This is a genomic window from Antrihabitans stalagmiti (assembly GCF_016482825.1).
Classification (GTDB): Bacteria; Actinomycetota; Actinomycetes; order Mycobacteriales; family Mycobacteriaceae; genus Antrihabitans; species Antrihabitans stalagmiti.
The window spans coordinates 221,358-245,764 of the sequence record NZ_JAEMNV010000003.1 but is presented as its reverse complement, the minus strand read 5'-3'; the positions used below and the strand labels follow the sequence as shown (position 1 = coordinate 245,764).

Annotated in this window: 29 protein-coding genes; 20 read left to right on the top strand and 9 right to left on the bottom strand. The window is 63.2% G+C overall.

Features of this window, described 5'->3' with window-relative positions; all coding sequences use genetic code 11:
• Positions 1–56 precede the first annotated feature (56 nt).
• Positions 57–695: a TetR/AcrR family transcriptional regulator gene (locus JGU71_RS09750; protein ID WP_199703882.1), complete on the bottom strand. Its 639-nt coding sequence runs from the start codon at positions 693–695 to the stop codon at positions 57–59.
• 121 nt (positions 696–816) lie between these two features.
• Here JGU71_RS09750 and JGU71_RS09745 point away from each other — a divergent pair, with 121 nt between their 5' ends.
• On the top strand, positions 817–1,467 hold the full coding sequence (locus JGU71_RS09745) for a hypothetical protein (RefSeq protein WP_199703881.1): 651 nt from the start codon (positions 817–819) through the stop codon (positions 1,465–1,467).
• 134 nt (positions 1,468–1,601) lie between these two features.
• On the opposite strand, the gene JGU71_RS09740 is transcribed toward JGU71_RS09745, so the two are convergent.
• Positions 1,602–2,042 carry a hypothetical protein gene (locus JGU71_RS09740; RefSeq protein ID WP_199703880.1) on the bottom strand — a complete coding sequence of 147 codons (441 nt, stop codon included), beginning with the start codon at positions 2,040–2,042 and terminating at the stop codon, positions 1,602–1,604.
• A 253-nt stretch (positions 2,043–2,295) separates the two neighbouring features.
• On the opposite strand from JGU71_RS09740, the gene JGU71_RS09735 reads away from it, so the two are divergent.
• Both JGU71_RS09735 and JGU71_RS09730 read left to right on the top strand, forming a co-directional pair.
• Positions 2,296–3,024 carry a helix-turn-helix transcriptional regulator gene (locus tag JGU71_RS09735; RefSeq protein WP_199703879.1) on the top strand — a complete coding sequence of 243 codons (729 nt, stop codon included), beginning with the start codon at positions 2,296–2,298 and terminating at the stop codon, positions 3,022–3,024.
• Positions 3,025–3,096: 72 nt separating this feature from the next.
• A complete protein-coding gene (locus JGU71_RS09730; protein WP_199703878.1) occupies positions 3,097–3,972 on the top strand; it encodes an alpha/beta hydrolase in 876 nt (291 codons plus the stop codon).
• On the opposite strand, the gene JGU71_RS09725 is transcribed toward JGU71_RS09730, so the two are convergent.
• Positions 3,942–4,595: a TetR/AcrR family transcriptional regulator gene (locus tag JGU71_RS09725; RefSeq protein ID WP_199703877.1), complete on the bottom strand. Its 654-nt coding sequence runs from the start codon at positions 4,593–4,595 to the stop codon at positions 3,942–3,944. The genes JGU71_RS09730 and JGU71_RS09725 overlap by 31 nt on opposite strands.
• A 118-nt stretch (positions 4,596–4,713) precedes the next feature.
• On the opposite strand from JGU71_RS09725, the gene JGU71_RS09720 reads away from it, so the two are divergent.
• The gene (locus JGU71_RS09720; RefSeq protein ID WP_199703876.1) at positions 4,714–5,253 is read left to right on the top strand and encodes a dihydrofolate reductase family protein; all 540 of its coding nucleotides are present in this window, start codon (positions 4,714–4,716) and stop codon (positions 5,251–5,253) included.
• A 66-nt stretch (positions 5,254–5,319) separates the two neighbouring features.
• On the opposite strand, the gene JGU71_RS09715 is transcribed toward JGU71_RS09720, so the two are convergent.
• The 4 genes from JGU71_RS09715 to JGU71_RS09700 form a co-directional block, all read right to left on the bottom strand.
• A complete protein-coding gene (locus JGU71_RS09715) occupies positions 5,320–7,329 on the bottom strand; it encodes a fatty acid desaturase (protein ID WP_199703875.1) in 2,010 nt (669 codons plus the stop codon).
• A gap of 78 nt (positions 7,330–7,407) precedes the next feature.
• The gene (locus JGU71_RS09710) at positions 7,408–8,658 is read right to left on the bottom strand and encodes a PucR family transcriptional regulator (protein ID WP_199703874.1); all 1,251 of its coding nucleotides are present in this window, start codon (positions 8,656–8,658) and stop codon (positions 7,408–7,410) included.
• Positions 8,659–8,667: 9 nt separating this feature from the next.
• Positions 8,668–10,101 carry a WS/DGAT/MGAT family O-acyltransferase gene (locus JGU71_RS09705; protein ID WP_199703873.1) on the bottom strand — a complete coding sequence of 478 codons (1,434 nt, stop codon included), beginning with the start codon at positions 10,099–10,101 and terminating at the stop codon, positions 8,668–8,670.
• Positions 10,102–10,144: 43 nt separating this feature from the next.
• Entirely contained in the window at positions 10,145–10,744 is a 600-nt protein-coding gene (locus tag JGU71_RS09700; protein WP_199703872.1) for a TetR/AcrR family transcriptional regulator, read from the bottom strand.
• 104 nt (positions 10,745–10,848) lie between these two features.
• Between JGU71_RS09700 and JGU71_RS09695 the strand changes: the two genes are divergently transcribed.
• The 8 genes from JGU71_RS09695 (at position 10,849) to JGU71_RS09660 (ending at position 17,917) form a co-directional block, all read left to right on the top strand.
• Positions 10,849–11,370, top strand: a complete 522-nt coding sequence (locus JGU71_RS09695; RefSeq protein WP_199703871.1) for a glycine cleavage system transcriptional repressor — start codon at positions 10,849–10,851, stop codon at positions 11,368–11,370.
• A gap of 103 nt (positions 11,371–11,473) precedes the next feature.
• Entirely contained in the window at positions 11,474–12,931 is a 1,458-nt protein-coding gene (locus tag JGU71_RS09690) for an MFS transporter (protein WP_199703870.1), read from the top strand.
• On the top strand, positions 12,921–13,334 hold the full coding sequence (locus JGU71_RS09685) for a MarR family winged helix-turn-helix transcriptional regulator (RefSeq protein ID WP_199703869.1): 414 nt from the start codon (positions 12,921–12,923) through the stop codon (positions 13,332–13,334). Before JGU71_RS09690 ends, JGU71_RS09685 begins: the two co-directional genes overlap by 11 nt.
• A 143-nt stretch (positions 13,335–13,477) precedes the next feature.
• Positions 13,478–14,947, top strand: a complete 1,470-nt coding sequence (locus JGU71_RS09680) for an FAD-dependent oxidoreductase (RefSeq protein ID WP_307829573.1) — start codon at positions 13,478–13,480, stop codon at positions 14,945–14,947.
• Positions 14,944–16,092, top strand: a complete 1,149-nt coding sequence (locus tag JGU71_RS09675) for a hypothetical protein (protein WP_199703868.1) — start codon at positions 14,944–14,946, stop codon at positions 16,090–16,092. The genes JGU71_RS09680 and JGU71_RS09675 overlap by 4 nt, the downstream gene beginning before the upstream one ends.
• A gap of 34 nt (positions 16,093–16,126) precedes the next feature.
• Positions 16,127–16,702 (top strand): TetR/AcrR family transcriptional regulator, encoded by a 576-nt coding sequence (locus JGU71_RS09670; protein WP_233529001.1) that lies wholly within the window; start codon positions 16,127–16,129, stop codon positions 16,700–16,702.
• A gap of 141 nt (positions 16,703–16,843) precedes the next feature.
• A complete protein-coding gene (locus tag JGU71_RS09665; protein ID WP_199703866.1) occupies positions 16,844–17,275 on the top strand; it encodes a hypothetical protein in 432 nt (143 codons plus the stop codon).
• A gap of 21 nt (positions 17,276–17,296) precedes the next feature.
• Positions 17,297–17,917 carry a DJ-1/PfpI family protein gene (locus JGU71_RS09660; protein ID WP_199703865.1) on the top strand — a complete coding sequence of 207 codons (621 nt, stop codon included), beginning with the start codon at positions 17,297–17,299 and terminating at the stop codon, positions 17,915–17,917.
• Between the two features lie 47 nt (positions 17,918–17,964).
• Here the strand turns inward: JGU71_RS09660 and JGU71_RS09655 are convergent, their stop codons facing one another.
• A complete protein-coding gene (locus tag JGU71_RS09655) occupies positions 17,965–19,008 on the bottom strand; it encodes a lipase family alpha/beta hydrolase (protein WP_233529000.1) in 1,044 nt (347 codons plus the stop codon).
• Positions 19,009–19,084: 76 nt separating this feature from the next.
• Between JGU71_RS09655 and JGU71_RS09650 the strand changes: the two genes are divergently transcribed.
• From JGU71_RS09650 to JGU71_RS09615, 8 genes are all read left to right on the top strand, one after another.
• A complete protein-coding gene (locus JGU71_RS09650; RefSeq protein WP_199703864.1) occupies positions 19,085–19,624 on the top strand; it encodes a TetR/AcrR family transcriptional regulator in 540 nt (179 codons plus the stop codon).
• A gap of 221 nt (positions 19,625–19,845) precedes the next feature.
• A complete protein-coding gene (locus JGU71_RS09645; protein ID WP_199703863.1) occupies positions 19,846–20,253 on the top strand; it encodes a DUF4440 domain-containing protein in 408 nt (135 codons plus the stop codon).
• Positions 20,254–20,274: 21 nt separating this feature from the next.
• Positions 20,275–20,421 carry a hypothetical protein gene (locus tag JGU71_RS09640; protein ID WP_199703862.1) on the top strand — a complete coding sequence of 49 codons (147 nt, stop codon included), beginning with the start codon at positions 20,275–20,277 and terminating at the stop codon, positions 20,419–20,421.
• Between the two features lie 50 nt (positions 20,422–20,471).
• The gene (locus JGU71_RS30375; RefSeq protein WP_199703861.1) at positions 20,472–21,647 is read left to right on the top strand and encodes a sensor histidine kinase; all 1,176 of its coding nucleotides are present in this window, start codon (positions 20,472–20,474) and stop codon (positions 21,645–21,647) included.
• The gene (locus tag JGU71_RS09630) at positions 21,644–22,321 is read left to right on the top strand and encodes a response regulator transcription factor (RefSeq protein WP_199703860.1); all 678 of its coding nucleotides are present in this window, start codon (positions 21,644–21,646) and stop codon (positions 22,319–22,321) included. The genes JGU71_RS30375 and JGU71_RS09630 overlap by 4 nt, the downstream gene beginning before the upstream one ends.
• 82 nt (positions 22,322–22,403) lie before the next feature.
• Positions 22,404–22,859 (top strand): LIC_13387 family protein, encoded by a 456-nt coding sequence (locus JGU71_RS09625; protein ID WP_199703859.1) that lies wholly within the window; start codon positions 22,404–22,406, stop codon positions 22,857–22,859.
• On the top strand, positions 22,856–23,257 hold the full coding sequence (locus JGU71_RS09620) for a DUF6463 family protein (protein ID WP_199703858.1): 402 nt from the start codon (positions 22,856–22,858) through the stop codon (positions 23,255–23,257). The genes JGU71_RS09625 and JGU71_RS09620 overlap by 4 nt, the downstream gene beginning before the upstream one ends.
• A complete protein-coding gene (locus JGU71_RS09615; protein ID WP_199703857.1) occupies positions 23,254–23,871 on the top strand; it encodes a DUF2867 domain-containing protein in 618 nt (205 codons plus the stop codon). The genes JGU71_RS09620 and JGU71_RS09615 overlap by 4 nt, the downstream gene beginning before the upstream one ends.
• Here the strand turns inward: JGU71_RS09615 and JGU71_RS30370 are convergent.
• Positions 23,868–24,335, bottom strand: coding sequence for a sugar O-acetyltransferase (locus tag JGU71_RS30370; RefSeq protein ID WP_307829572.1), 468 nt, complete (start codon positions 24,333–24,335; stop codon positions 23,868–23,870). The two genes, JGU71_RS09615 and JGU71_RS30370, sit on opposite strands and share 4 nt — an antisense overlap.
• Positions 24,336–24,407 lie beyond the last annotated feature (72 nt).

The window sequence follows — 24,407 nt, the reverse complement described above, 5'->3', positions numbered from 1 at the left end:
TCTCCTCGTCCGGCTGTGTTCATGATGTGACGCATGGTGACAGCGTGGCGGATTCGTCACCCAGTGGTCTTGGCCTCGAGACCCAGCAGTCGGGTGAGGACGATCCCGATCGTGTCGGCTGGAACACTTCCCGGATCGGTGATCTCTTCGATGGCGAGGCCGTTGTTCAGCGCCAGCATGGTGAACATGAGAGTGCGCGACGAGACGGCTGCGCTTGCGCCCGCGCCCCAGCCGGCGAGCGCTTCGTCCGCCAACTCGGTCAGTTGCTGGTGGTAGTCGCGCCGTTTCTCGACCCAGCGCTCGCGGAGCAGGTCGTCGCGGGCGGCACGAAGCCAGAACTCGGTGAACAGCAACTGCCATTCACGGTTCTGTCGCATCGCGACGGTCAGTTGCTCGCCGGCTGCGAGTGCGGTCGCCTCGTTGATGACGGTGATGTCGGCCCGGCCGAGGATTGCTCGTACCGCAGCGATGCGGCCTGTCACCTCCCGGTCGAAGAGCTCGAAGAACAGGTCGTCCTTGCTTGCGAAGTTGGAGTAGAGCGCACCGGTTGTGAACCCGGCGGTGGCCGCGACCTGTTGCATGGTGGCTCCGGCGAAGCCTCGCTCGGCGAAAACCGTGGAGGCCGCGCGCAATAGCCGCTCGCGAACCTCGGCGCGGGGTGTCCGACGGGAGACGGGGACTGGGGCTGAGATCACGACTGTGCCTTCCTGCCCGCATTATTTTGATAATGATGATTATTCAGTAACCAACGTTATCGAAGACCGTTTGGGCCGTCAAGATGAGCAGGCGCACTTGGCGGATCGGTAGTCTGCGTGCATGAAGATCAGCGAGGGACGCTTCATTGAAGGGCCCACGCCATCAGCGTCAGGTATCGACCGACGAGCGCACGGCGAATTCGTCAGCCCGCGAGGGGAATTGGCGTCGTACGCATTCGGGTGGACGACCGGTGAAGAGAAGCGGGTCGCGCGGTTGACGATCGGTCTAGGGGTGGGAAATCCGGGCGGCGGCAGCTTTCACGCCATGATGTTTCCAACAGAGGGGTCGTTCGCATATGGACTGGTCGACGAGCCGTTCGAACGTGTCCCGCAAGGCGGCCCGGACCTGACCGCAGCGGAGGCCCGAGCGCATGAATGCATCGAGTTTGTCTGGTGGGTTGTCGACACCGTCATGGAGCGTGATCGACGCGCCTGGTGGATGAAGCATTGGGTACTCGGCACGAACGCGATTCAAACTCCGGAGGTGTACGACCTCTCAGAGCCAATTCTGTTGGTATGTAACGACGATGACGGAATTTGGCAGCTCATCGGGACAACTGAGGCTGGGTCCGAAGGGTCGATCAGTCATCTGTTTCACGCTGTGGACAACGACCCCACGTTGATCGACGTCCTCGACCTGCCATCGGGATATTGCGCGACGAGGGATGCCGTCGGCCGTCCATGGTCCCGCTTCGAGCGGCCATCGGACTGACGGATCGGTAGGTCACACAACGATCGGCCCGGTGGTTACCGCCACGACCGTCGTGTGTGCGGCGACCGATTCGCCGCGCGGATCACCACCGACGCAACGGATTTAGGCGCGCTATACGACAGACCGGACCGCCGTTACGTGTCGTAGTCGAGGCCGTCCCACGGTTCGTAATAGCAAATGAAGTTTCCCGGCTCGATGTTGATGAAGTACGTGCCGTCGTCATACTGGCCGACCTTCCAACCGAACGTGATGCCATCGACGTCCTGTGTGAACGGGACCACCTCGATGGGCTCGAGGACGTAGTTTCCCAGCTCGGCCAATCTGGCTTCGACAAGATCCTCTGCACCCGCGGGACCGGCCTGCCCGGGAGGTAGGCCCGCCGGCCGACCGATCTCGTCGACACGAACCTCGTCGAAGGTGCCGTCCGCCTTCCAGAGAAAGACTCCGACGTAGGCCGACTTTTCGGAGAACAGCTCCTCGCTGATGAAGAACTTGCGGCCATCCTCGGCGGTTCCGGCGTAGGGCACGTGGTAGTCGTCGGGAACTATCGTGAAGCGTTCGGGCGCTCGTTCCATAGCTGCTCCTTCGATTGGGCTTACCGACGGCGACGAGGTACACCCGACAGCCAGCGTGAACACCGAGAGCGCGATTATCGTCTGCAGACCTGCCGCAGCGCGCGTCGCGCTTGGTTCGCGACGCCATGGCTTGTACATGGTCGACCCCCGTCGTGGTGTGTGCCTATCACACTAACCGACCAACGGTCGGTTAGTGTGGGTAATCCTCGGGCATCTTTATCACTCGGCGCGGCAACCCAATAGCGTTGCTGTCATGAGCGTGCGGTGGGCCGGGACGGGAGTACTTCGGCCAGGCGTCCTCGAACTCCATGGACCGATGGGCTCGTTGCCGCGCCATGCGCACCACTCGGTTCAGGTCGCAGTTGCCGACGCCGGCAGCTTCGTGATCGAGGATGGCGCGGGCCGGGAGCAGCGCACTCGGGCTGCAATTGTCCCACCGGACGTGGCTCATGCGTTCCGGGCAAGAGACGCAACAGGTCTCGTGGCACATGTCGACCCGGAGTCCGCGCTCGGCAGGGAGTTGACCGAGCTTGTCGAGCGGCCCGACTCGGTCGCGGCGTGGTGCTCAGCTGGAAACACGCTGACGAGCTCGAAACGTCTATGGAACGGGATCGGCCTTCAGACGTCGCTGGAGGCCGAGCCGACCGAGAGACATCCCGCGATAGATGCGGCGATTGCTTCGCTGGCTGCACGCGTCGCACTCGGTCCGATTCGCCTGAGAGATGTCGCTGCCGACGTTCATATCTCGGAAAGCCGTCTAGCCCATCTGTTTACACGAGACCTCGGACTCCCGTTCCGGGCGTACGTTCGCTGGGCGAGGCTCCAGCGCGCCGTGGCTGCTGTTGCTGAAGGAGCGTCGTTGACCGAGGCCGCCCATGCGGCGGGATTCGTCGACAGCTCTCACCTGACCCGAGTCTGCCGCCGAGCCTTCGGGGCGCCCCCTTCGGACTTCGGCCAAATCCGTTGGCAGGTCGTGACTTAGTTAGCAGGTTCGTACAAGCCCCCGTCGTGCTGACGCCACGAAACTGGCGCTCGACACTACGAAGGGATCCACGTGGACATTTTGCACGAACCGAGGGGCATACTCCTGCGTTCCGATCGCGAGGCGATTGCCTGGCGTCGGTGGGTACCGGCAGATCGAACGCGTGCGAGTGTCGTCGTCCTGCACGGTCTCGGGGAGCACTCCGGTCGCTATGCCGTTGTTGCGGAACGACTTACGCATACCGGGTTCGCAGTGACAGCCGTCGACTACGAGGGATTCGGGGAGTCGTTCGGACACCGAGGCGACGTCCGCTACGGACCAACGTGCGGTGACCTGGATCGGTTGATCAGCGAGGAACGCGTCCGCACCGACGGTCTACCGGTCTTTCTCTACGGCCACAGCCTCGGCGGTCTGTACGCATTCCTGTACGCAGCCGACCGCCCCAGCGCTGACTTGGCCGGCGTCGTCGTGAGCGGTCCCGCGTTCGACTCACAACTCCGCCAGCAACGCCTCAAGGTCGCGATCGCGAGGCTGCTCGCACGTGCCCATCCGACACTGTCGCTGCCGAACGGGTTGCGATTCGAAAGAGTGAATCGCAGCAGCGAGGTCGTCGCAGCACGCAAAGCCGACCCGTTGGTGCATGGTCGGGCGACCGCGCGGTTCGCCGTGGATGTCCTCGCCCAGATGGAGCGCGTCAGGTCAGCGGCTCCGAGCGTGCAGGTGCCGTTGCTCGTACTGCACGGCGACGCAGATCTGATCAACCCGATATCGGCCAGTCGCGAGGTCGTTCAGCTCGTGCCGAGCAGCACGTTGGTGACCTACCAGGGTGCCTACCACGGCCTCGAGGAAGAAGCCGAGGCTCGAACATTGCTGAGCGACGTCATCGCATGGCTCGACGAAGTCCTCCTCGACTCAGGTCACCGGCTCCCGGATCCTGGGGCTCGGTAGGCGGCGAGGAAGACCTCGACCCCGGTGTCGGCGTAATGGTCGAGTTCGGCGGCGCTGAACGTGGTGCTCTCTCCGCAGAACATGACCTTGTTGACCGGAATCGACACAATGAGCCAGGTGAAGTGATTGGCAGCCAGCTCCGGCTCGTCGACCCGCAACAGTCCGCGGTCGGTCAGTTGCGCGAAACAGGAGGCGAGCATGGCGTGGACGCGTTCGGGCCCGGCCTCGAAATAGGCGCGCCCAAGCTGTGGAAAGCGCCCTGCCTCGGCGATAACCAGTCGCCGGACTCGCAATTGCGCTGTCCCAGTGAGCAAATGGACGAATCGGTGGGCGACCGCACGTAGCGTCGTCTCGACGTCGTCGGTGGTAGCGAGTTCCCCGATGGCGTCACGGAAGATCCTGTCGATGCCCTCCAGGCGATCGAGAACGATGTGTTCGAACAGCCTGTCCTTGCTGCCGAATCGTTTGTAGATCGTCTGCTTCGACGACCCCGCCACAGCGGCGATCTCGTCGGTCTTGGCGCCGAGGTAACCGTCGCGCAGGAACACCTCCATCGCTGCTTCCATGATCCGCTGCCGCGCCTGCTCGCTGGCGCTGCCCTCGACAGTCTCGGTTGGTGGCATGAGGCCTCCTTGAGGTCGGATTCGAATATCGGTTGACACCTTTCAAGAGAGTACCGTACTGTTCAGTTCACCCAGAACCGTACAGTACGGTACACCCACTCAGACGACGGAGAACCCGATGCGCAAGATCATTTCCAGCCTGTTCGTTTCCGCCGACGGCGTTGCCGAAGCGCCCGACACCTGGCACTTTCCCTACTTCAACGACGAGATGGGAGCCGCGATCGGGGCGGCCATGGCCACGTCCGACGCCATGCTGCTCGGCCGCGTGCAGTACGAAGAGTTCGCCTCGCACTGGCCAACCAGCGACGACGAGTTCGCCGACTTCATGAACAACCAGAAGAAGTACGTGGTCACCAACACGCTGACCGAAGCCAGCTGGAACAACACCGAGATCGTCAGCGGTGACGCATTGACCAGCGTCGAAGCGCTCAAGAAGACCGAGGGTCAGGACATCGCCATCACCGGCAGCCTGACCCTCGTCCAGTCGCTCCTGCGCGCCGGCCTGCTCGACCAGCTACAACTGTTCGTCCACCCCATCGTCGTCGGCAAAGGCGCGCGCTGGTTCGACAAGCTCGACGACACCGTCGAACTGACCCTGGCCTCGGCCGAGACATTCAGCACCGGCGTGATCAACCAGATCTACGCCCCCGCCGAATAGCCCACGCGGATTGTGGGTGATTGCTCTCGGATTCCGAGAGCAATCCCACATTTCCTAAAGACAGCTTCAGGCGTCGTAGTCGACGGTGACCGTCGGTGTGGTCGGGTGCGATTGGCACGTGAGCACGTAACCGTCATCTACGACGGCCGGCGATAGAGCGAAGTTCTGTTCCATTGCGACCGACCCCAGCAGTACCTTCGCCTTGCAGGTGCCGCAGGCTCCGCCGAGGCAGGCATACGGCGCGTCCAGTCGGGCCTTCAGCGCGGATTCGAGGACGGTGTCGCCGGCTGCCAGCGCGAATTCGTGCTGACGGCCGCGCAGGGTGACCGCGACGGTCGCTGCGGAGAAGTCGTCAGCGACCTTGCGCGTCTGGTAGCCGTGGAACAGTTCCACGTGGACGCGGTCCGGTTCGGCGCCGCGCTCGATGAGCAGTTCGCGCAGGTCGGTCACCATCTCGAACGGTCCACACATGAACCAGTCGTCGACCGAAGCCACGGTCAGCTCGACGTCGAGCAATTGTTCGAGCCTCGGACGGTCGACGCGACCGCGCAGATGTGCCGGGTGTCGCGGATCGCGGGAGCGCACGTGGATGATCCGGAGCCGGTCGGCGTACTGCGCTTCGAGGTCGTCGAGCTCGTCGCGGAACATCGTGCTGTCGGCGTCCCGGTTCCCGTAGATCAGGGTGAATCGACTTTCGGTCTCGACGGCGAGTGTCGTCGCCAGGATCGAGAGCGCCGGGGTGATGCCGCTGCCTGCGGCGATCGCCACGTAGTTCTTCGTGGCGAGTGGGTGCAGCGGTGTACCGAACGATCCGGTCGGTGTCATCAGCTCGAGGGTGTCGCCTGCCCGGAGTTGCTCCATCGCGAAGGTGGAGAAGGCACCACCGGGAATGTGTTTGACGGCGATCGACAGCGTGTCGGAGGTGGCCGAGGAGCAGATGGAGTAGTTGCGTCGGACGCCCTCGCCGCCGAGGTCGGTGCGGACGGTGATGTGCTGGCCGGCCTCGAACGAGAACTCGTCGCGCAGGTCGTCGGGCACGTCGAAGCTGATCAGCACGCTGTCGTCGGTCAACCGGTCGGCGCTGGCGACCCGGATCGGATAGAACACCGCGGCGTGGGCGGAGGATCGCTCCGGCATTCGCACTGGGAGGACGCGGGCCAGTTTGCCGTTGATCCTCTTCCACTCGCGGTACTCGTCCGGGTCGAGCTGCTGACCGAAGACGGTGCCGATCGCAGCATCTCGCTCGAGGTAGGCCTCCTCGTTGCGTCGCCAGGTTGCGACGTAGCGGTGGAAGGGAATCGAGGGGTGCAGGTGGTGGACGAGGTGATAGTTCTGCGAGAGAAGCAGTGGTGTGAGGACCCATTCGGAGCCGACGCGGTTGCGGGTTGCACGGTAGCGATTCTCCTGCTGGGTGTCTTCCAGGTCGTGGTGCGGCAGCCAGTCGAACCACCAGGCGAGCACGAACATCGCCACCCGCCCGGGAATCAGGCAGATCACCGCGAGCGTCCACAGATTTCCGGTGAAGGCGGCCCACACGATCACCGTCAGAGAAAACGTCATCAAGGTCGCCGTTTCCAGAACCTCGGCGCGGGGGCGCCTGCGCACGTTGCGTACCAGGAAACCGATGTAGGGCACATCCATCGCCGGGAATCGGATGGGCAGCTGCCACCAGGGTGCGGAGCTGACGAAGTGATCGGGGTCGTTCTCGTCGTCGTTGGTGTTGCGGTGGTGCTCGATATGGATGAACGCGAACGACTTGAACGAGATCAGTGGCGAGACGAAGAACATTGCCACGCGACCGAAGGCGACGTTGACCCAGCGGTGGGTGCTGATCGAGTAGTGCGAGGCGTCGTGCAACACGGTGAACAGCACGAAGACAGCGGTCGCGCTGAGCACGACCGTCACCGGAACCGGAAGCCTGTCGGTCAGCGCCGCCCACGTGGAGAACGCGAAGACCGCGATGGCACCGGAGAAGATCCCGACAATGGGCCACGAGATCGTCGGCACGCTTTCGCCGGGGTCAGGAAGCGCGTGACGCGAGGCGGCGGGCGCGGGTTGCTTTGTGGTCGCTGACATGTTCCCAAAGCTACGAACCGCGAGCTGGCACCACCAGTGGGTCCGGGCACACTCCGATGTGCGCGCAGCACATATTGCTCAGGTGAGTACCACAGTGCCGAGTACCTGGACCAGTCGAAGTGCAGCGTGCAGCTCGGCAACGCGATCAGCGTTGGGACGTCCTCGACGTTCCTCTGCGCGCCGCAGGCGCTGCAGAACGGTGTTGCGGTGCACCCCCAACTCCTCGGCCGCGGCTGCCAGCCCGCCTTGTGCGTCGAGCACTGCCAGCAGCGTTCGTCGTTCCTCTTCCTCGCGGCGCCCCACAACCGCCAAGGCACCGAGCTCGGACGCGACGAAGGAACGGGCAAGGTCCAGGTCACCGCTCATCGTGTCCACCAGCGCCAGCTCGCCGTAGAACGTCACCGGAGCTGCCCGGCCGGATATCTCGACAATGCGACGGCCGCGCTTCGCCTGGGCATGTGAGTCGCGGAAGCCACCGGGACCGCGCGCCGGCGTGCCGATGCAGATCTGGACCATCGCGGGGATCCGACCGGTCAACGGCGCGAGGTCATCCGACGCCACCTCGGGAGCCCGCGTGGTGGAGACCCACCCCCACAGCGCCTGGGCGCCGTCCGGGACGAGCAGCGGATGAAGCGAATCGAAGTGAGCTCCGACCGCGGTACCGACGCGCGCGAGATCGACGTCATCGCGATCGGTCCAGCAGACGAACGCGGTCTGCCATCCGGTGAGCCGGTGAGACAAGGTCTGCTCGGCCCGCGCGAGGTCGATTCGGTCGCCGGCGATCAACCCGCGGACCGCATCGGTCCTGGCCGCGCGGACCCGGTTCTGCATGCGGTCGAGCTCGGCGACGTACTCTGCGGCAACCTCGCTGGAGATGCGGTCGATGTAGGCAAAGGCGTAGCGCTGCAGGTCCGCCACAACCGCAAGGGCCAGAGCCGGATCCGGCACGAAATCGGTGATCCGGGCCAGGATGCGCTCGCTGAAGTAGGCGTGACCCACCCGGTAGAAGCGCAGCATCACGTCGACGTCGTAGCCGCGGGCCGCCATGGCCCGCGCATGTTCGAGGGCGGTGACCGGTGCCGTCGCCGCTTTGACGTCGATACCGTGCCGGACCATCGACAGCGCTGCCTCGAGGTTCGACGAGCACGACCCGAGCGTCAGGCCGCGGAGATCGTCATCGGCACCGGCCTCCGGAATCCGCTCGAGGATGTAGTCGAACATGTCATCGGCGTACGACGACACATTCCCCAACAGATTTGCGGTAGTGCGGCGCAGTTCGATCACGACCGACTCGGGAAGATTCGGCGACTCACCTGCACTCACGCCCATGAGTGGAGACTATCGGGGGTCCTGTGCGAGCTTCACGAGCAACGCAAGCTCGTCGACAAGGTATGTCGCGATGACATCGATGTCGGGAACAAGCTCGCGACAACCGATGAGTCCGAAGTGCAGCTCGCCGCCGAGGCTGTTGACGGTGATGTTGAAACCCTGACCGTCCGTCACGACCGATACCGGATAGTTGGCGAGCAACTTCGCACCGCCGAGGAAGACGTCGACGTTGGGTCCTGGCACGTTCGAGATCACCAGGTTGTACGGCGGGATGCGGTGGAGAAGTCCGGTGGCAAATGCGACTCGGGCGGCGCGTGCAACCAAAGCCGGCGGCGCGAAGTCGGTGACGTTCTCGATGAGCCCGGGCGGGATCGTGGCGTGCTGCGCCTTCGCAACGACAGTCGCTGTGTGCGCGCGTGTCAGGCGGACGACCGGATCACTGACATTGGTCGGCAGCGACGCCAACATCGCAGATACCTTGTTGCCCAGGCTGGATTTGCTGGCCTCGTCCCGGACGGACACCGGAACCATTGCGACCAAGGGAGATTCGGGCAGCGCGTCGTGATCGATCAGCCAATTCCGCACTGCGCCGGCAGACATCGCCATGACGACGTCGTTGACCGACATTCCGAAGGCATTCTTCACGGTCTTGACGTCGTCGAGAGAAACGCTACGGAATGCGAACCGCCGGTGGAGCGTGATCTCCTCGTTGAAGGGTGTGCGTGGAGCCAGGCCGGGGGCTGTCGAGATGACGTCGCCGTCGTTCGAGCCGCGGCCGAGTGCCGCATCGACGTAAGGCGTGACATAGCTCCCGACCATGGGGAGTGAGCGACCGACGATCGTGGCGATCCGAACGGCACCGAGGGGACGCTTCGCAAGCGAACCGGCCGCGCGGGCGAGCAGTTTCGTCGAGCTCGGCGCCGACTCGGGTGTGAATGCGGGTGCGGGCGTCCGTGGTTTCCCTTCCGGCGTCAGATCGAGCAGAACGGTCAGCAGCTCTGCTCCGGATGCACCGTCGATGGCCGAGTGATGCATCTTGGTATAGACGGCCAACTTGCCGCCTGCGAGCCCTGAGATGAGGTACATCTCCCACAGTGGCCTGCGACGATCGAGGGGCCGCGAATGTAGCCGCGCGACCTGCTCCGCAAGTTGCGCATCGGAACCTGGTGCGGGGAGGCAGATTTCACGAACGTGGAACTCGATGTCGAAGAACTCGTCGTCGATCCAGTACGGCTGATCGAGTCCGAGGGGGACAAACTTCAACCGTTGCCGCAGGATCGGGATCAGCGGCGCACGCTCGGCCATCAACGACGTCAACGCCGCGAGGTCGAGCACCCGCGGCGCTTCGGTCGGATCGAGAATGCACACGCCTCCGACGTGTCCAGTCGAGTTATGGGTTTCGAGCGTCAAGAAGGCGGCGTCGAGTCCGGACAATTGTTTCATTGGATTTCCTCATTTGTTGCGGTGGCAGTTGATCGGGAACTGCCTACGAATGTGCGCCGGCGAGTCGAATCGCCAACTCGGGGTACAGCTTTGCGACGGTGTCCGGTTCGGTGTAGGTACCACCTGGAAACCAGCGACAGACATCGACGCAGAGGGAGACGATCGCGAGGGTGACCCCTTCGACGTCGGGCACGGCAAAAGAGCCGTCGTCAGCACCGGTTTGAACAATCCGCCTCACGAGGTGGACGACGTCACGTCGCAGTCCCGCGATCGCCCGAAAGTGTTCGTCCGTCAGGGCTGCAAGTTCGTACTCGACAACCCGCGCCCGGGAGTGATGGGTCGCCTGATTCTTTGCGAACTCACCGACGACGGCACGCAATCGGGCCGCAGGCGCCTCCCCGACGGGGTCGGCGGCTTGCAGCCATTCGAGGGTCAGTTGATGACCTTCGTACGCAATGGCGAAGAGCAGTTCTTCCTTGGACTTGTAGTGCGGATACATTGCGGCTGCACTCATTTCGAGGCGCGCGGCGATTTCTCGGGTTGTCGTGGCACCGAAGCCGTTCGCCGCGAACGCCTCGATTGCGGCTGCCCGCAGTCGAGCGGCCGCTTTGGAACCGCTGACGACGCTTTCATCGAGACTCATCCGACCTCCACCAATGTGATGCGTTCAGAATAAGCGCTTGCTTATTTAATGAGCAAGAGCTTATTTTTGTGATTTGCCTCATAGTCATCGTTACGATCTTCGACATGCCACGCCTCGTTCTGACAGTCATCGGCGACGACCGCGCCGGACTGGTTTCCTCGCTTGCCGATGTCATTGCGTCATATGGCGGCAACTGGGAGGAAAGCCAGATGGCGGAACTCGCGGGAAAGTTCGCCGGCATCGTCGTCGTCAGCATTCCCCCCGAACGGTTGGACGGATTCCTGTCGGCCACTCACACGCTCGATGGACTACTCGAGGTGTCCGTGCACACGGGCGCGCACGACCGCGCCGAGACCGACCAGGAGTCGACGATCCTCACGCTCGCCGTGCTGGGAAACGACCGCCCCGGCATCGTCCACGAGTTGTCGACCGTTCTGTCGACCCGCGGATTGAGCATCGATCGAATGACTACCAATACGCGGGAGGCGCCGATGGCGGGTGGCCTTCTATTCGAGGCGACCATCGATGTTCGCGTTCCGCCGCAGCTGGATTTCGCAGACGTTCGTGCCGATCTCGAGCGGATCGCCGCCGACCTCGGCGTCGATTTGGACGTCGATCAGTCCTGATCGCGGTGTAGGTTTCGCCGGGTTTGCAGGCTCAGTATCGCGATTCGGTCGTCGCCGCTCCGGACCGCTTGCGTAAAAACAGTTGTGGTTTAACAATGGTTGTATGAATACAACCATTGATGCACTCACGCCTAGGCGCAAGGCCATCATCTTGGTGTCGTGTTGCCTGAGCCTGCTGATCGTGTCGATGGACGCGACGATCGTCAACGTCGCCATCCCGAGCATCCGGTCGGACCTGCAGGCGTCGCCGTCCCAACTGCAGTGGGTGGTCGACGTCTACACCCTGGTGCTGGCGTCGCTACTGATGCTCTCGGGCGCTACGGGCGACCGGTTCGGCCGTCGGCGGGTCTTTCAGATCGGGCTCGTCGTGTTCGCGATCGGCTCGTTGTTGTGCAGTCTCGCTCCCGACATCGAGACGCTGATCGTCGCTCGGCTGCTGCAGGCCATAGGGGGGTCCATGCTCAATCCCGTTGCGCTGTCGATTATTTCGCAGGTGTTCACCGGGCGGGTCGAGCGCGCGCGGGCACTGGGTTTCTGGGGTGCGGTGGTCGGCATCTCGATGGCGCTCGGACCCGTGGTCGGCGGCTTCTTGATCGAGCTGATCAGCTGGCGGGCAGTGTTCTGGATCAACTTGCCGATCTGCGCTGCCGCCATCGCGTTGACAGCGATTTTCGTGCCGGAGACCAAGTCGAAGACCATGCGTAACATCGATCCGGTCGGCCAGGGACTGGCCGTGGCATTTCTGTTCGGCGTCGTCTTTACGCTCATCGAGGGTCCGGGTTACGGCTGGAGCGACCCCCGAGTCGTAGCGGTCGCACTCGTTGCGGCTTGCGCATTTGTGGCCTTCGTACGCTACGAGCAAAGACGCCGCGACCCCTTCATCGACCTACGCTTCTTCCGTAGCATTCCATTCGCTGCCGCGACCCTGACCGCAATCTCCGCCTTCTCTGCTTGGGGCGCGTTCTTGTTCATGATGTCGCTCTATCTACAGTCCGAGCGTGGCTATTCAGCCATGCATACCGGCCTGATCTACGCACCGATTGCAATCGGAGCACTGGTTTTCTCACCGATCTCGGGTCGGCTGGTCGGCCGTTACGGCGCCCGCCCGTCATTACTGGCGGCAGGAGTACTCATCACTACCGCGTCGGTCTTGCTGACGTTCCTGACGAAGACCACCCCGGTGTGGGGGCTCGTCTCGATCTTCGCGGTGTTCGGGATCGGCTTCTCGATGGTCAACGCCCCGATCACCAACGCGGCGGTCAGCGGAATGCCTCTCGATCGGGCTGGCGCAGCCTCCGCCGTGACCTCGACGAGCCGTCAGATCGGGGTGAGTATCGGTGTGGCGCTGTGTGGTTCGGTTGCAGGGTCTGCAATCGCGAACACCGGCGCAGACTTCGCCGCAGCAGCGCGACCACTCTGGTTCATCTGCGTTGGGCTGGGCGTCGTCATCACCATTCTGGGATACTTCTCCACGACCCCGCGCGCCTTCCGCTCTGCCGAGCGCCTTGCCCCGCTGATTGCCGGTTCCGTACCACCCAAGGAGGCCGTCCATGCCCACTGAGGCAACCTCGGACGACGTCTGGCGCGCCATGGCGGCGGTAGTTTTCGACAACCGCGACGCTTGGCGGCGAAGCGTGGTCGAGACCTCCGGGCTCCCGTTCAGCAGGATTCGGGTGCTCCGCAGGCTGGCCAAGCGGCAAATGACCCCGAAAGAGATCGCCGAGTCCGCGACCATGGACGCTCCGGCGACCACCGTCGCCCTCAACGACCTCGAGGATCGCGGACTCGTTGTGCGCGAAGCGCATCCGGACAATCGCAGGTCCAAGGTGGTGTCGCTGACCGACGAGGGACGCCGAATCGTCGCGAGCATCGACGAGCTCGAGGATCCTGCCCCTCCGGTGTTCGCCAAGTTGAGTCGAAGCGAACTGAACGCGCTGCAGTCGATCCTCGCCAAGCTCGCCTAGTAGTTCGAACCTGCAGATTGTGGGTGATTGCTCTCGGATTCCGAGTGCTTTCCCACAACTCCCCGCGCGATCGCCGCCTATTGACATCAACCCAACCTCCGGTCATACAATATTGGAACTTGTGTATGACCGGAGGTTGGATCGTGGCGATCGGAAGTCGAGTTGTCATCCTTGGCGGAAGTGTTGCGGGGTTGTGCGCCGCAGGGGCCGTCGCGCCGCACTTCGACGAAGTAATTGTGCTGGAACGTGATTCGCTACCGGCGGATGCACAACATCGACGTGGAGTGCCGCAGAGCAAGCACCCGCACTTCATGTTGAACTCGGGTCGGCGTGCGATCGAGAGTCTCTTTCCTGGTTACGAGGCGGCTCTACTCGCGGCGGGTGGACGGATGTTGAACCCGTCGCGCGACGCGGCCTACTGCGAGGCGGTCGGGTGGGCACCACGCAAGTCCGGGTCGATGACGATGGTCTACGGTTCCCGAATCTTGATCGAACGGGTCCTTCGCGACATGGTCCGCAAGCTCGACAACGTGACCATCCGTGAGGAAGTCGTGGTTCGCGGCGTCGAGACCGCGCGCGGTGGCAGCGGTTCCGGCCGAGTTACCGGCGTCAGCTTCACCGACAGCCAAGGCGAGCAATCGATTTCCGCCGATCTGGTCGTCGACGCGTTGGGTCGAGGTTCGTCGGTCCCTGCCTGGCTTGCCGCGGCAGGCTGGGCAGAACCGCCGGTTCGATCGCTCGATGCCAAAGTCGCCTATTCCTCACTGTGGTACCAACTTCCGCCGGCTGACGAGCGACCCGGCAGTTGGTGGTGGCAGCACCTCGCAATCATGCCCAACCAAGCGAAGGGCGAACATCCGGAAGAGTTCGACTATCTGGTCAACTTCTTCCCGATCGAGGGCGACCGAGCAATCGCCTGCATGGGGGCGTGGGGTCTGGAACTGCCGAAAAAGACCGACTCCTTCATCGCTGCGGCACAACGGATCCGGACACCGGTGTTCGCCGCGGCGATGAAAGAATGCGAACAACTCTCCGAGGTACACCTCACTCGTTCGACTGGCAACAAGTGGCGACGGTACGACTTGATGCCGAACCCACCGCTCGGCCTGGTCGCGATCGGCGATTCGATCTGTGCGTTCAACCCGTTCTACGGCCAGGGGATGAGCTCCGCGGCACGTTCCGCGATCATCTTGTCTGCGCGCCTTCGTAATACGACAGAACTCGATACCCGATTCTTCCGTGACTTCCTCGGCGAGCAGCGCAAGTCGCTTCAGGTTCCGTGGATGCTGGCGATTGCACGCGACCAGGGTTACGACCACGCGACCGGCACCGAAACGGCGTCGCGACTGGTCCGTAAGGTCTCGGCGGCGATGGTGTGGCCGGTCTTCAACCTCATCACGGCCGCAGCGCGAGAGGACGACGTCGTCGAGGACCACTTCGCCCGCGTATTCAACCTCGACGAGTCGATGATCGACATGGCGAAGAACCCGCGCGTGATCGCAGGACTGATCCGCTACAAGGTCAAACTGCTGCTCGGACGACAGAAGTTGCCGAGAAGCTTCGACCTGCATTCCGATCCGCCCGCGACCGACTACACGTTGGACGTGGCATGAGCGCGACGTGTGACGACGCCGCCGAACGGCTGACCGGGTATCTGGGCTTCTCGTGCCACGACGTGAATACGGTTGTGACGGTTAGTAACCCGGCAGATCTCGCACACTGGTCGATGCCGATTCTCGAGATTTTGATCATCGGCGGCGCGGTTTTCGCATTCGTGCATGCGCTGCGCCGGTTGCGCCGAGACGGCGACCCGACGAACCTCTCGCTCTGGTTCGCGTCGCTGGTGTATCTGTTCGTCATCGAACCGCCGTTGTACTTCCCTGGCTGGTTCGGTTTGGAGGAGCAGTTCGGCTTCATATTCGCGCACAACGTCTTCACAGTGCAGTTTATGTTCGACCGCCTACCGCTCTACATCGTGGCGATCTATCCCGCGCTCAGCCAACTTGCCTACGAACTCGTCAGGGTGCTCGGAGTCTTCCAGCGGCGCGGCGCCTTCGTCGGTGCGGTCTGTGTGGCCTTCGTCTGTCAGGTCTTCTACGAGGTGTTCGATCAGCTCGGCCCGCAACTGAAGTGGTGGGCATGGAATCTCGACAACAAGGTGAACCACCCATTGCTGGCGTCGGTGCCGATGAACAGCATCATGCTGTTCGCGTCCGTTTCCTTCGGAGCGATCACCTATCTGCTGGTCAAACTCATCGGCCAGCCCGCGTGGAGCGGCCGACGTTTCCGAGCGCGATCATTGCTTCCCCGAATCGTTTTGGTGGGAGCATTGGCTCCGCTCGCGATGCCCATTGCGAGTGTCCCCAGCGCAATCTTCGGTGGGGACAACCCGAATACGACGGCGCAAGCGATCGTGTTGACGATCGAAATAGTCGTCCTGTGGGTCGTCGGCGGGACCGTGCTGATCCGAGCCTGGCTGGACCGACGAAACGACGCAGCCTCCCGACCCGCGGACGCATTCGTTCGGATCTATCCGGCTGTGTGGCTCGTCGTGTTCGCCCTGCTCTGGGTGGGCGCACTACCCGACTTCCTTGGTGCGGTCGATGGCACGACGACCGCAGGCACACCGATCGGCAATGCGCCCTACACGCTGCTGTGTTTCCTAGCCGCCGCCGCCTGCGTCGTCGCGGTTCTGGTACCTCGAAGCGGTGCCGCACGGCGACCGGAAGGCACCCGGATCGGGACCTCCGTGCGATGATCCGGCAGTGAGAACCCGTGGCTGGCAAGGAGACTTGCCGCGAGACGAGGACGAAGCCCGCGAGCGGATCGTCGCTGCCGCAACACGGTGCGTCGATCGACTAGGCCCAACGAAGACGAACATCGCGGCCGTCGCCACCGAGCTCGGCGTCACCCGTCAAACGGTATATCGCTACTTTCCGGGCCTGCCCGACCTGCTCGTTGCAGTCGCCGAAGCAGGCACAGCACAGTTCCTGGCTCGCATGGAGGCTCATCTCGCCAACGTGACGAGTCCTGCGGAGGCCGTGGCAGAGTCGATCGTGTTCTCGCTGAACACAATTCCGACCGAACCCTATATCGGGCTGCTGCTCCAGGCCGGCGAGAACGAGGTCTTCACTCGCGGCGTGACGTCGTCGCACGCGATGTCCTACGGAGCGCAAATGCTACGGCGGACCCCCGTCGACTGGGATTCGATCGGTGTGCGCGACGGAGACTTCGAGTCGCTGGCCGAGATCGTCATGCGGCTTATGGTCTCGTTCCTCGAGTATCCCGCCGATCCACCTCGTACCGACGACGAGGTGCGAGCACTGGTCCGGCGTTGGCTTGGACCGGCACTGGCGGCTCACGGGTGACGCAGTGAGAGCAACGTGATGCGGATCGAATCTCCATAACAAACGAGCTACTTCGGTAGCGAAATCGCCCGGCACAGCGACTCAACAGGCATCGTCGTTGCAGGCGATGCCCGCCGTAGAGCCACGAAGGAGCTGAATCGAATGCGTTTTCCGATTGCCGCCACCGGATTCGCCTGCACTGCAGCAGCTGCGACACTTGTCCTGTCCGCCGGAACGGCCTCAGCGGCCGATGGAAACACCCAGACGACGATCTACACGCTCGCCAACCCTGGTATCTGCGCAGGCATCATCGATGCAGGTGTCGGGCATTATCCGGACTCGGCGGCCCTTGGCCTCACGGGCATGTTGTACGGCGTCGGACCGTGCTCGGTCGAGCTGACGTTCCACTTCAAACGACAGGGCGACGGCGTGACCGCGGATTACACGCGCAAGCTCAACGGTCCGGGGGCGGTCGGCACCTCGAAAGACATCGTTCAACCGGGAATCGGGATCTGGGACGTCACTGTCACCAGCAACGGTGCATCCTTCGGCGCGCAGCCCATGAAGATCGACATCCCGAAGTATGAGGGCTGACAGCTCCAGTAGGTTCGTGGCATGAGTGAGCGCGTGCCGCGCCGGGTTTCGATCGTCATCTTCGATGGATTCGAACTCCTTGACGTGTTCGGTCCGCAAACGCTGTTCAAATGGCTGCCAAAGCATTTCGACGTCGATCTGGTTGGACCGACAGCCGGACCGGTTGCCAGCCACGGCGGGATCGAGGTCGTCGCCCAACACGGGTACGCCGATGCCTCACCAGGCGATATCGTCCTCGTCCCGGGCGGCCTCGGCACGCGGACGCTTGTCGATGACAGCGCATTCCTCACCTGGCTGGCCGCATTTGCCCGCGATGCCGAATTTGTCACCTCGGTTTGCACCGGGTCCGCGGTGTTGGCAGCCGCAGGCCTCCTCGACGGCTATCGCGCAACCTCGAACAAGCGGAACTACGCGTGGGCGAGCGGCAATGGCGCGGACGTCACCTGGGTCCCGGTCGCACGGTGGGTGCAGGACGGCAACCGCTGGACCTCGTCGGGTATCGCAGCTGGAATCGACATGGCGGCGGCGCTGATTCGATTCCTGCACGGCGACGACGTCGCCCGTGGCGTCGCAGATTCAATGGAGTACGAGACCCACGACGATGCGGACTGGGACCCCTACGCTCGCTTGAATAGTGGGTGATTGCCCTCGGATTCCGAGAACATTCCCACACTGTCCACGTGAAACGTCTAGATCGCCCCGACAAATGGCAACACGGGCCTGCATTGCGGTTCGATTGCGTGTGCGGGATCGAGCGCATTCAGCACGTACTGCGCAACTATCGGGTCGTAAGGCATTTGGAAATGATCCGTGTTGTCGAGCGAGCATCGTTCCTGCACAACGATATTGGTGACGTTCGGTCCGTCCAGGTAGCCCGTCGTATAGGGCGTCGCGATCTCCTCGTTGCGCGTCATGATGTTGGTGAACGAGATATTGGGCGCCACAGCGGCATTGGCATTGAGCACTTCGATGAAGGGTGACCCGACCAACGCCTGATTGCAGGATCCGCACTGTTCGAGGACCGCTGGACCGATCCCGGGCATCCCCATCAGCGCCAGGAGGGTCGGTGCCGCGCCGAGTTGCGTCGTCCCGCGGTACCAGGGGGCTAGTCCAACGTGATGGCGGACCTTCGACGCCCCGCCGAGATAGTTGTAGTAATAGAACGGCACTGTCGCGCCGATCGAGTGACCGACGAGATCGACCTGGTCCGCGCCGGTAGCGGAGCGGACGCGGTCGACGAATTGTCCGACTTCGGCGGCGCTTCGCTCGATCGGGGCCATTGCACCCACCTGACTGGTGGCTGTCACCCCGTAGGTGAGGGCGAAAACACAGAATCCGTTGTTCGACAACAATGGCGACAGCGTTTGCCAGGCGCTGGTCATCGTCCCTAGAAAGCCGTGAACCAGCACAACAGGATTCGGGTGCGCGGCGGACGGCTCGCAGGTCCAGTCGTTGGATCCGGGTGGCGCCGCACCGGGATCGGTGAGCTGAGCGCTGACTCCGGCGAAGTAGCTGTAAGGGACTGGCAGCGGATCCTTCGCTGTACTGGGACCGGCCCCGACCCCGATTGCGAGCCCCGCCACAGCGGTACACATTGCGATGCAGCGGATCACGAAGATCTGTGCGCGAGCGAGCAGAGAACCGGACCGGTGCGATCCCGAAGGCACGGACGGTGTGGCGCATTGAATCCCCCTGCGATTCAACGCTACGGGCACCGTTTCAGCGAGGTTCATGCAGCCAAAATAGCAATGACCGACCAGTCGGTCAAGATGTCTGACCGTATGCTGAGTCGAGATCGAGGAGGCGCGAATGGCACGACCCGCGGAACCGGGACGAAACAACCTGCTCGACGCCGGCATGTCCGTCGTCGATGAGCACGGATTGCGCGGCCTCTCCGTGAACGCTGTTGTAAGCGAAGCGGCTATGTCCAAAGGTGGCTTCTACCAACACTTCCCTGATCGGCGCAGCTATATCGTCGCCTTGCACCGCCGTTACCACGACGAACTGGCAGCACTAGTCATCGCCGCGGTCGACGATCACGAGCCTGGGCTCGACCGGCTACGGACCGGAATCCACGCATTCCTCGACGCTACGTTGCGAACCAGGGGTACCAAGGCGTTCCTCGTCCAAGCCCGGACAGAGGCGGATCTGCTCGACGAGGTTCAGAAACGCAACTCGATGTTCTCCGAGCTCATTTCGTCAGACCTGGAAGCAATGGGCTGGCCTGACGCGAGCCCGATCGCTCACCTCGTCATCGCAATGGTTGCCGACATCAGCCTGCAAGAGCTGTACGCCAGCGGGAGCCGACCGGAACTCCGCCGAGCTCTGCTGGACCTGGTAATTCGATAGACGTCGCGCACAAGGCCCCTTCACGGCAGTTGCGATCCGAAGCGATAGCAACCCACACGACAAAGCGCCGCGGCGCTTTTGCAGTCCGCAGAGGGCGACGTGCATGAAACACGACGTACACCCCGACACGCGGTTGATGTCGAGCGAGAGCTGGATCCCCAGGACCTCGGCTGACGTCCATCCTTGACTTCAACCTTGGTTCAGCTTCTACCGTGGAGTCCATGAATCCACGGCCCACCCTCGACCATCCGACACTCACGTCCATCGCAGCCACAGAGTCCACCGCACTTGCCGCGCAGTTGCAGAAGGGGCTCGAGTCGAGCGATGCCGATGTCTACGACAGCTGGTTCGCAACAGACATCATGTGGGGCAGCCCCAAAGGGCCAACCCTCGTCGGCTACGAACAGCTCAATGCCATCCATCACCGGCTGATGCAGGCCGGCATCGCCCCCGCGTCCCGCTTCGAAGTCGTTGCCGCCCAGGCACCAGCACCCAATGTTGTTGTCGCCCAGATCCGCCGACAGGCAATCGAGCCGGACGGGTTCTCCGAAATGGCGATGTACGTCCTCGTCGAACGCGACGGCGAATGGTGGTTGGCCGCTGCCCAGAACACACCCATCACAGCGTGAACCTTCACCTAGGCTGAAAAGGTGGCCGACAACCTTGGCGCCGTCATTTTTCTGAGTTACGGGTTCGATGCGTCGTACCTGCCGACCGCCTATGTCGTATCGCGAATCGTGTATCTCGTCGTCATCGTCGGTCTACTCGTGGCCATGTACCGCTTTCTGCACCGTTGACAGCGCGCCGCACCAGACTCGATCCGGCACAACCTGCGTACATTGACCACGTGTCGATTCCCGCACACGGACCTGGACCCCGCTGGTTCGGCCACGTCGGGCAACCTGCCCTTGCCCTGGTCTTGGCCGTGTTTCTGCTGCCTCCGGGACTGCAATCGGTTCGCGTCGGAGGTATTTCGACGGCGTGGGTAATCGGCCTCGCGATCGCGCTCGTTGTGTTGCACATCTGCGTCGCGACAGCGCGCCGCTGGCCGAGTCAGTCGTTCGTGATCGGCACACTTGCCTGCGCGACGCTCGCTGCCGGACCCGACATCGACGGCGTAACAGACTTCGTCGAGGCAAGCGAATACAGCCCGATCCTGCTGCCGAGTACCCTCTGCTTCTTTGCGCTGCTGTACTCCGTCAGCGCGCACACCCGACCGCCGCTGCCGAACTACGCACTCGGCCTTGGCCTTGCGGGCTGCTGCGTGACCCTGGCGCGCCTGTGGGGTTTCACCGGAACCCCGATCGCAACCTGGGCATGGTGGTTGTTTCTTGGCACAACGGCATTCGGTGGAACGATCGCAGCCTGGGCGCTGGGACGCTACCGATTCACCCGAGCTCAATGGACCACGCAAAAGGCGGAACGCCTGGCAGCAGACGAACGTCGACACATCGCGCGGGAGATGCATGACGTCGTAGCGCACTCTGTTGCGGTTATGGTCAGCCACGCCGAGGCCGGTCGGCTCGTGGTCGTGAATTCACCTGAGCGTGCACCTGAAATCTTCACCACCATCGCCGACGCCGGTCGCGAAGCGCTCACCGAGATGCGCGGACTGCTCGCCGTGCTGCGCGACGACGCCGCCGCGACCGAACCCCAGCCCGGACTGGCCGAGCTCCCCGCATTGATCGACCGTATGCGCACGGCCGGTGTCGACATCGAGTTCTCCGCTGACGACCAGCTGCACACCACTCCTGCTGTCGCCCTTACGATCTACCGAATCGTCCAAGAAGCGCTGACGAACCTAACCAGGCATGCGGGCGAAAAACCCAGCGCGCGTGTGGCTGTCGAATCCGGCCCCGATGGAATCGAGTTGCACGTGACGAACACCGGCGTGACGCCGACCGACCCTCGTCCTGGCCGCGGATTGATCGGCATGCAGGAGCGGGTCGATGCCGTCGGTGGAACGCTGAAGGTGGGCCCTACCGCAACCGGCTGGGCGGTCGAAGTGACGGTGCCTCGATGAGTGAACTGGAGCTCATCCGCGTCCTCATAGTGGACGACCAGGAGCTGATGCGGTCGGCGCTGCGCATGATGGTCGAGAGCCAGTCCGACCTGGTCCTGGCGGGCGAAGCAGCCGACGGTCACGAGGCTGTCGCGATGGTGCGGTCACACCGAATCGATGTGGCTCTCATGGATATTCGGATGCCCAAGCTCGACGGCATCCAGGCAACAGCGACCATCACCGCCGAGCAACCGAGCTGTCGGGTGATCGTGCTGACCACGTTCGATCTCGACGATTACGCCTTCTCCGCGATCCGGGCCGGCGCCAGTGGTTTCCTGCTCAAGGATGCGCGCAGTGAGGAGATCGTCGACGCCGTCCGGACGGTCCATGCCGGTCACGGCGTCATCGCACCGTCGACCACACGCCGGCTCATCGAGCATGTCGCCGAGCTGCCCAACGCGGACTCCGGCCGAGCCGCTGAGGTACGCGCCGCGCTGACCCCGCGCGAACTCGACACGTTCCTCGAGATCGCGACCGGCGACACGAACCGCGAGATCGCGATGCGGCTTCACCTGTCCGAAGCCACGATCAAAACCCATGTCGGACACGTGCTTACCAAGCTGTGCCTGCGTGACCGGGTTCAGGCTGTCGTTCTCGCCTACGAGTCCGGGTTGGTTGGTCCGTCCCACCGCTGACCCTCCATCTCATCCTGGAGGATGAGACCGCCACGACCTCAGGACGAGGCGCCGGACCGCCCCACTCGCCAAAGTAGTCGGCATGACCATGACGACCGACCACGTCGAGCGCACCCACGCGGCGACCTACTTCCGAATTGGTGCTTGGTGCTGGATCGCAACCGGTACAGGGCACACCATCGGCGACGTCTTCCTCCGCGCGTTTCCGCGGGACGAGGACAAAGCGATCGACGACATCATGCGCGCAAGTTCGTTCGATCTGATGGGGCTGCACCGCTCGTACTACGAGGTAACGATGGGCTTCAGCCTGGCCATGGGTTGCTGCATGGTCTTCGTGGGGATCCTGTTGCTGTGGATCGCCAAACTCACTGCACGACAGGATATTCGGCCTGCGGCGATACTCGGTCTCGCCATGTCGGCAGTGGCGCTCACTATCTGTGCGTTGCTCGAGCCGCCGCCCCCGATCGTGCTCTTCAGCGCGGCATGTGTCGCATTCGGACTTTCCGTGGGCACTGCTGTTCGCGGAGCAAACCGATGACCAAGTGGGCAGGGTGGATCATCACTCTGGCCGGAATTGGGCACACCATAGGAAGCCTTGCCGAGACCGCGCCGGACCACGCCGAAACCTGGTTCGCCGGAACGCTCTGGAGCGAAACCGATTACACGACCTTCAGCGACGCGGCCACAGGATTCTGGTACTCGGCATTCAGTTTCGGGCCGCCGTTGATCTTGCTAGGCGTCATCGTGTTGTGGTTTGCCCATCGCGGCATCACACCGCCAGCGTTCATTGCCGTGGCCATTGCGGCCTGGGTCGCGATCACGTTCATCGCCTCCGGGCCCTCACCCTTGCTCGTCCTGCTAGTCGCATCCGGATTGCTGCTCCGTGACGCGCGTCGAACCACACCCACAGCAGCGCCGAAGGAGATGCAGCTATGAGAATCCCGGTTGCCGCCCACACCGAACAACCGTGGCGGATTCACGAAATCGCGCCCGACTTCCGTGTCCTGGATGTGTGGGCGTACCGCGCACCCGGCTCCGGACCGGACGACCTCGCCACCATGCTCGCCGCGATACGCGCCGCCGAGAGTCGGAAACCCGACCCGCTTCTGGTGCGATTTCTCTTCGCTGTGCGATGGAAGCTCGGTGCGTTGTTCGGGTGGGACGATCCCGAGCAGGGCCTGGCAGCCAAGGGCCGCGTCTCGTCCTTGTGCGAACGGCTCCCGGACGACCTGCGCCAACCACAGTCGGGAACACCGGTACCCGGCATCCCGTTCGTCGAGCTGTACCAACTACACAACGAGCACGCCATCGAGCTGGCCAACAAGACGGTGCACGGCGTGGCCCATCACGGCTGGGTACCCACGGGCGATGGCGAGTACGAACTGCGAATGGCGGTGCTGATCAAGGCGAATGGCCGGTTCGGGAGCGCCTATATGGCGGCGATCGCACCGTTTCGGTACCTGGTCGTCTACCCCGCCATGACCCGCCAGTGGGAACGTGCCTGGCGCGATCGCGCCGAACTGTTGGACGGCGTCGATTCGCGAAGCTAGTCGATGCTCCGAACAACCCTTGCCGGCACACCCACCGCCAGTACAGCTCGGGGAATGTCGCGGGTGACGATCGCGCCGGCTCCGATCACGGAGTCTTCGCCGATCGTCACGCCTTGCAGAACCATCGCCCCAGCGCCGATCCAGACGTTTCGCTCGATCCGGATCGGGGCAGCGGTGATGCCCTTGCGACGCAGCGCCGGTTCGAGAGGATGCCCGGACGAAATCAGCCGCACCCCAGGGCCCATCATCACCTCGTCCCCGATCTCGATGCCGCCGATATCGTCGAGCCGGCATCCCTGATTGATAAAGACGTTGCGGCCGAGCCGAATATTGACGCCATGGTCCGAGTACACCGGCGGAATCAGATTGAAGGTCTCGTCCTCCGGCTGGCCGGTCAGCTCACTCCACGCCTGCCGGATCGCAGCCCTATCGTCGTATGGCAATGCGTTGAGCCGCTCCGTCATTCGGATCGCTCGTTCGACCCTTTCCCTGAAGCCCGAACCTCGATGTGCACCAGCATCGTTCGAGATCCGCTC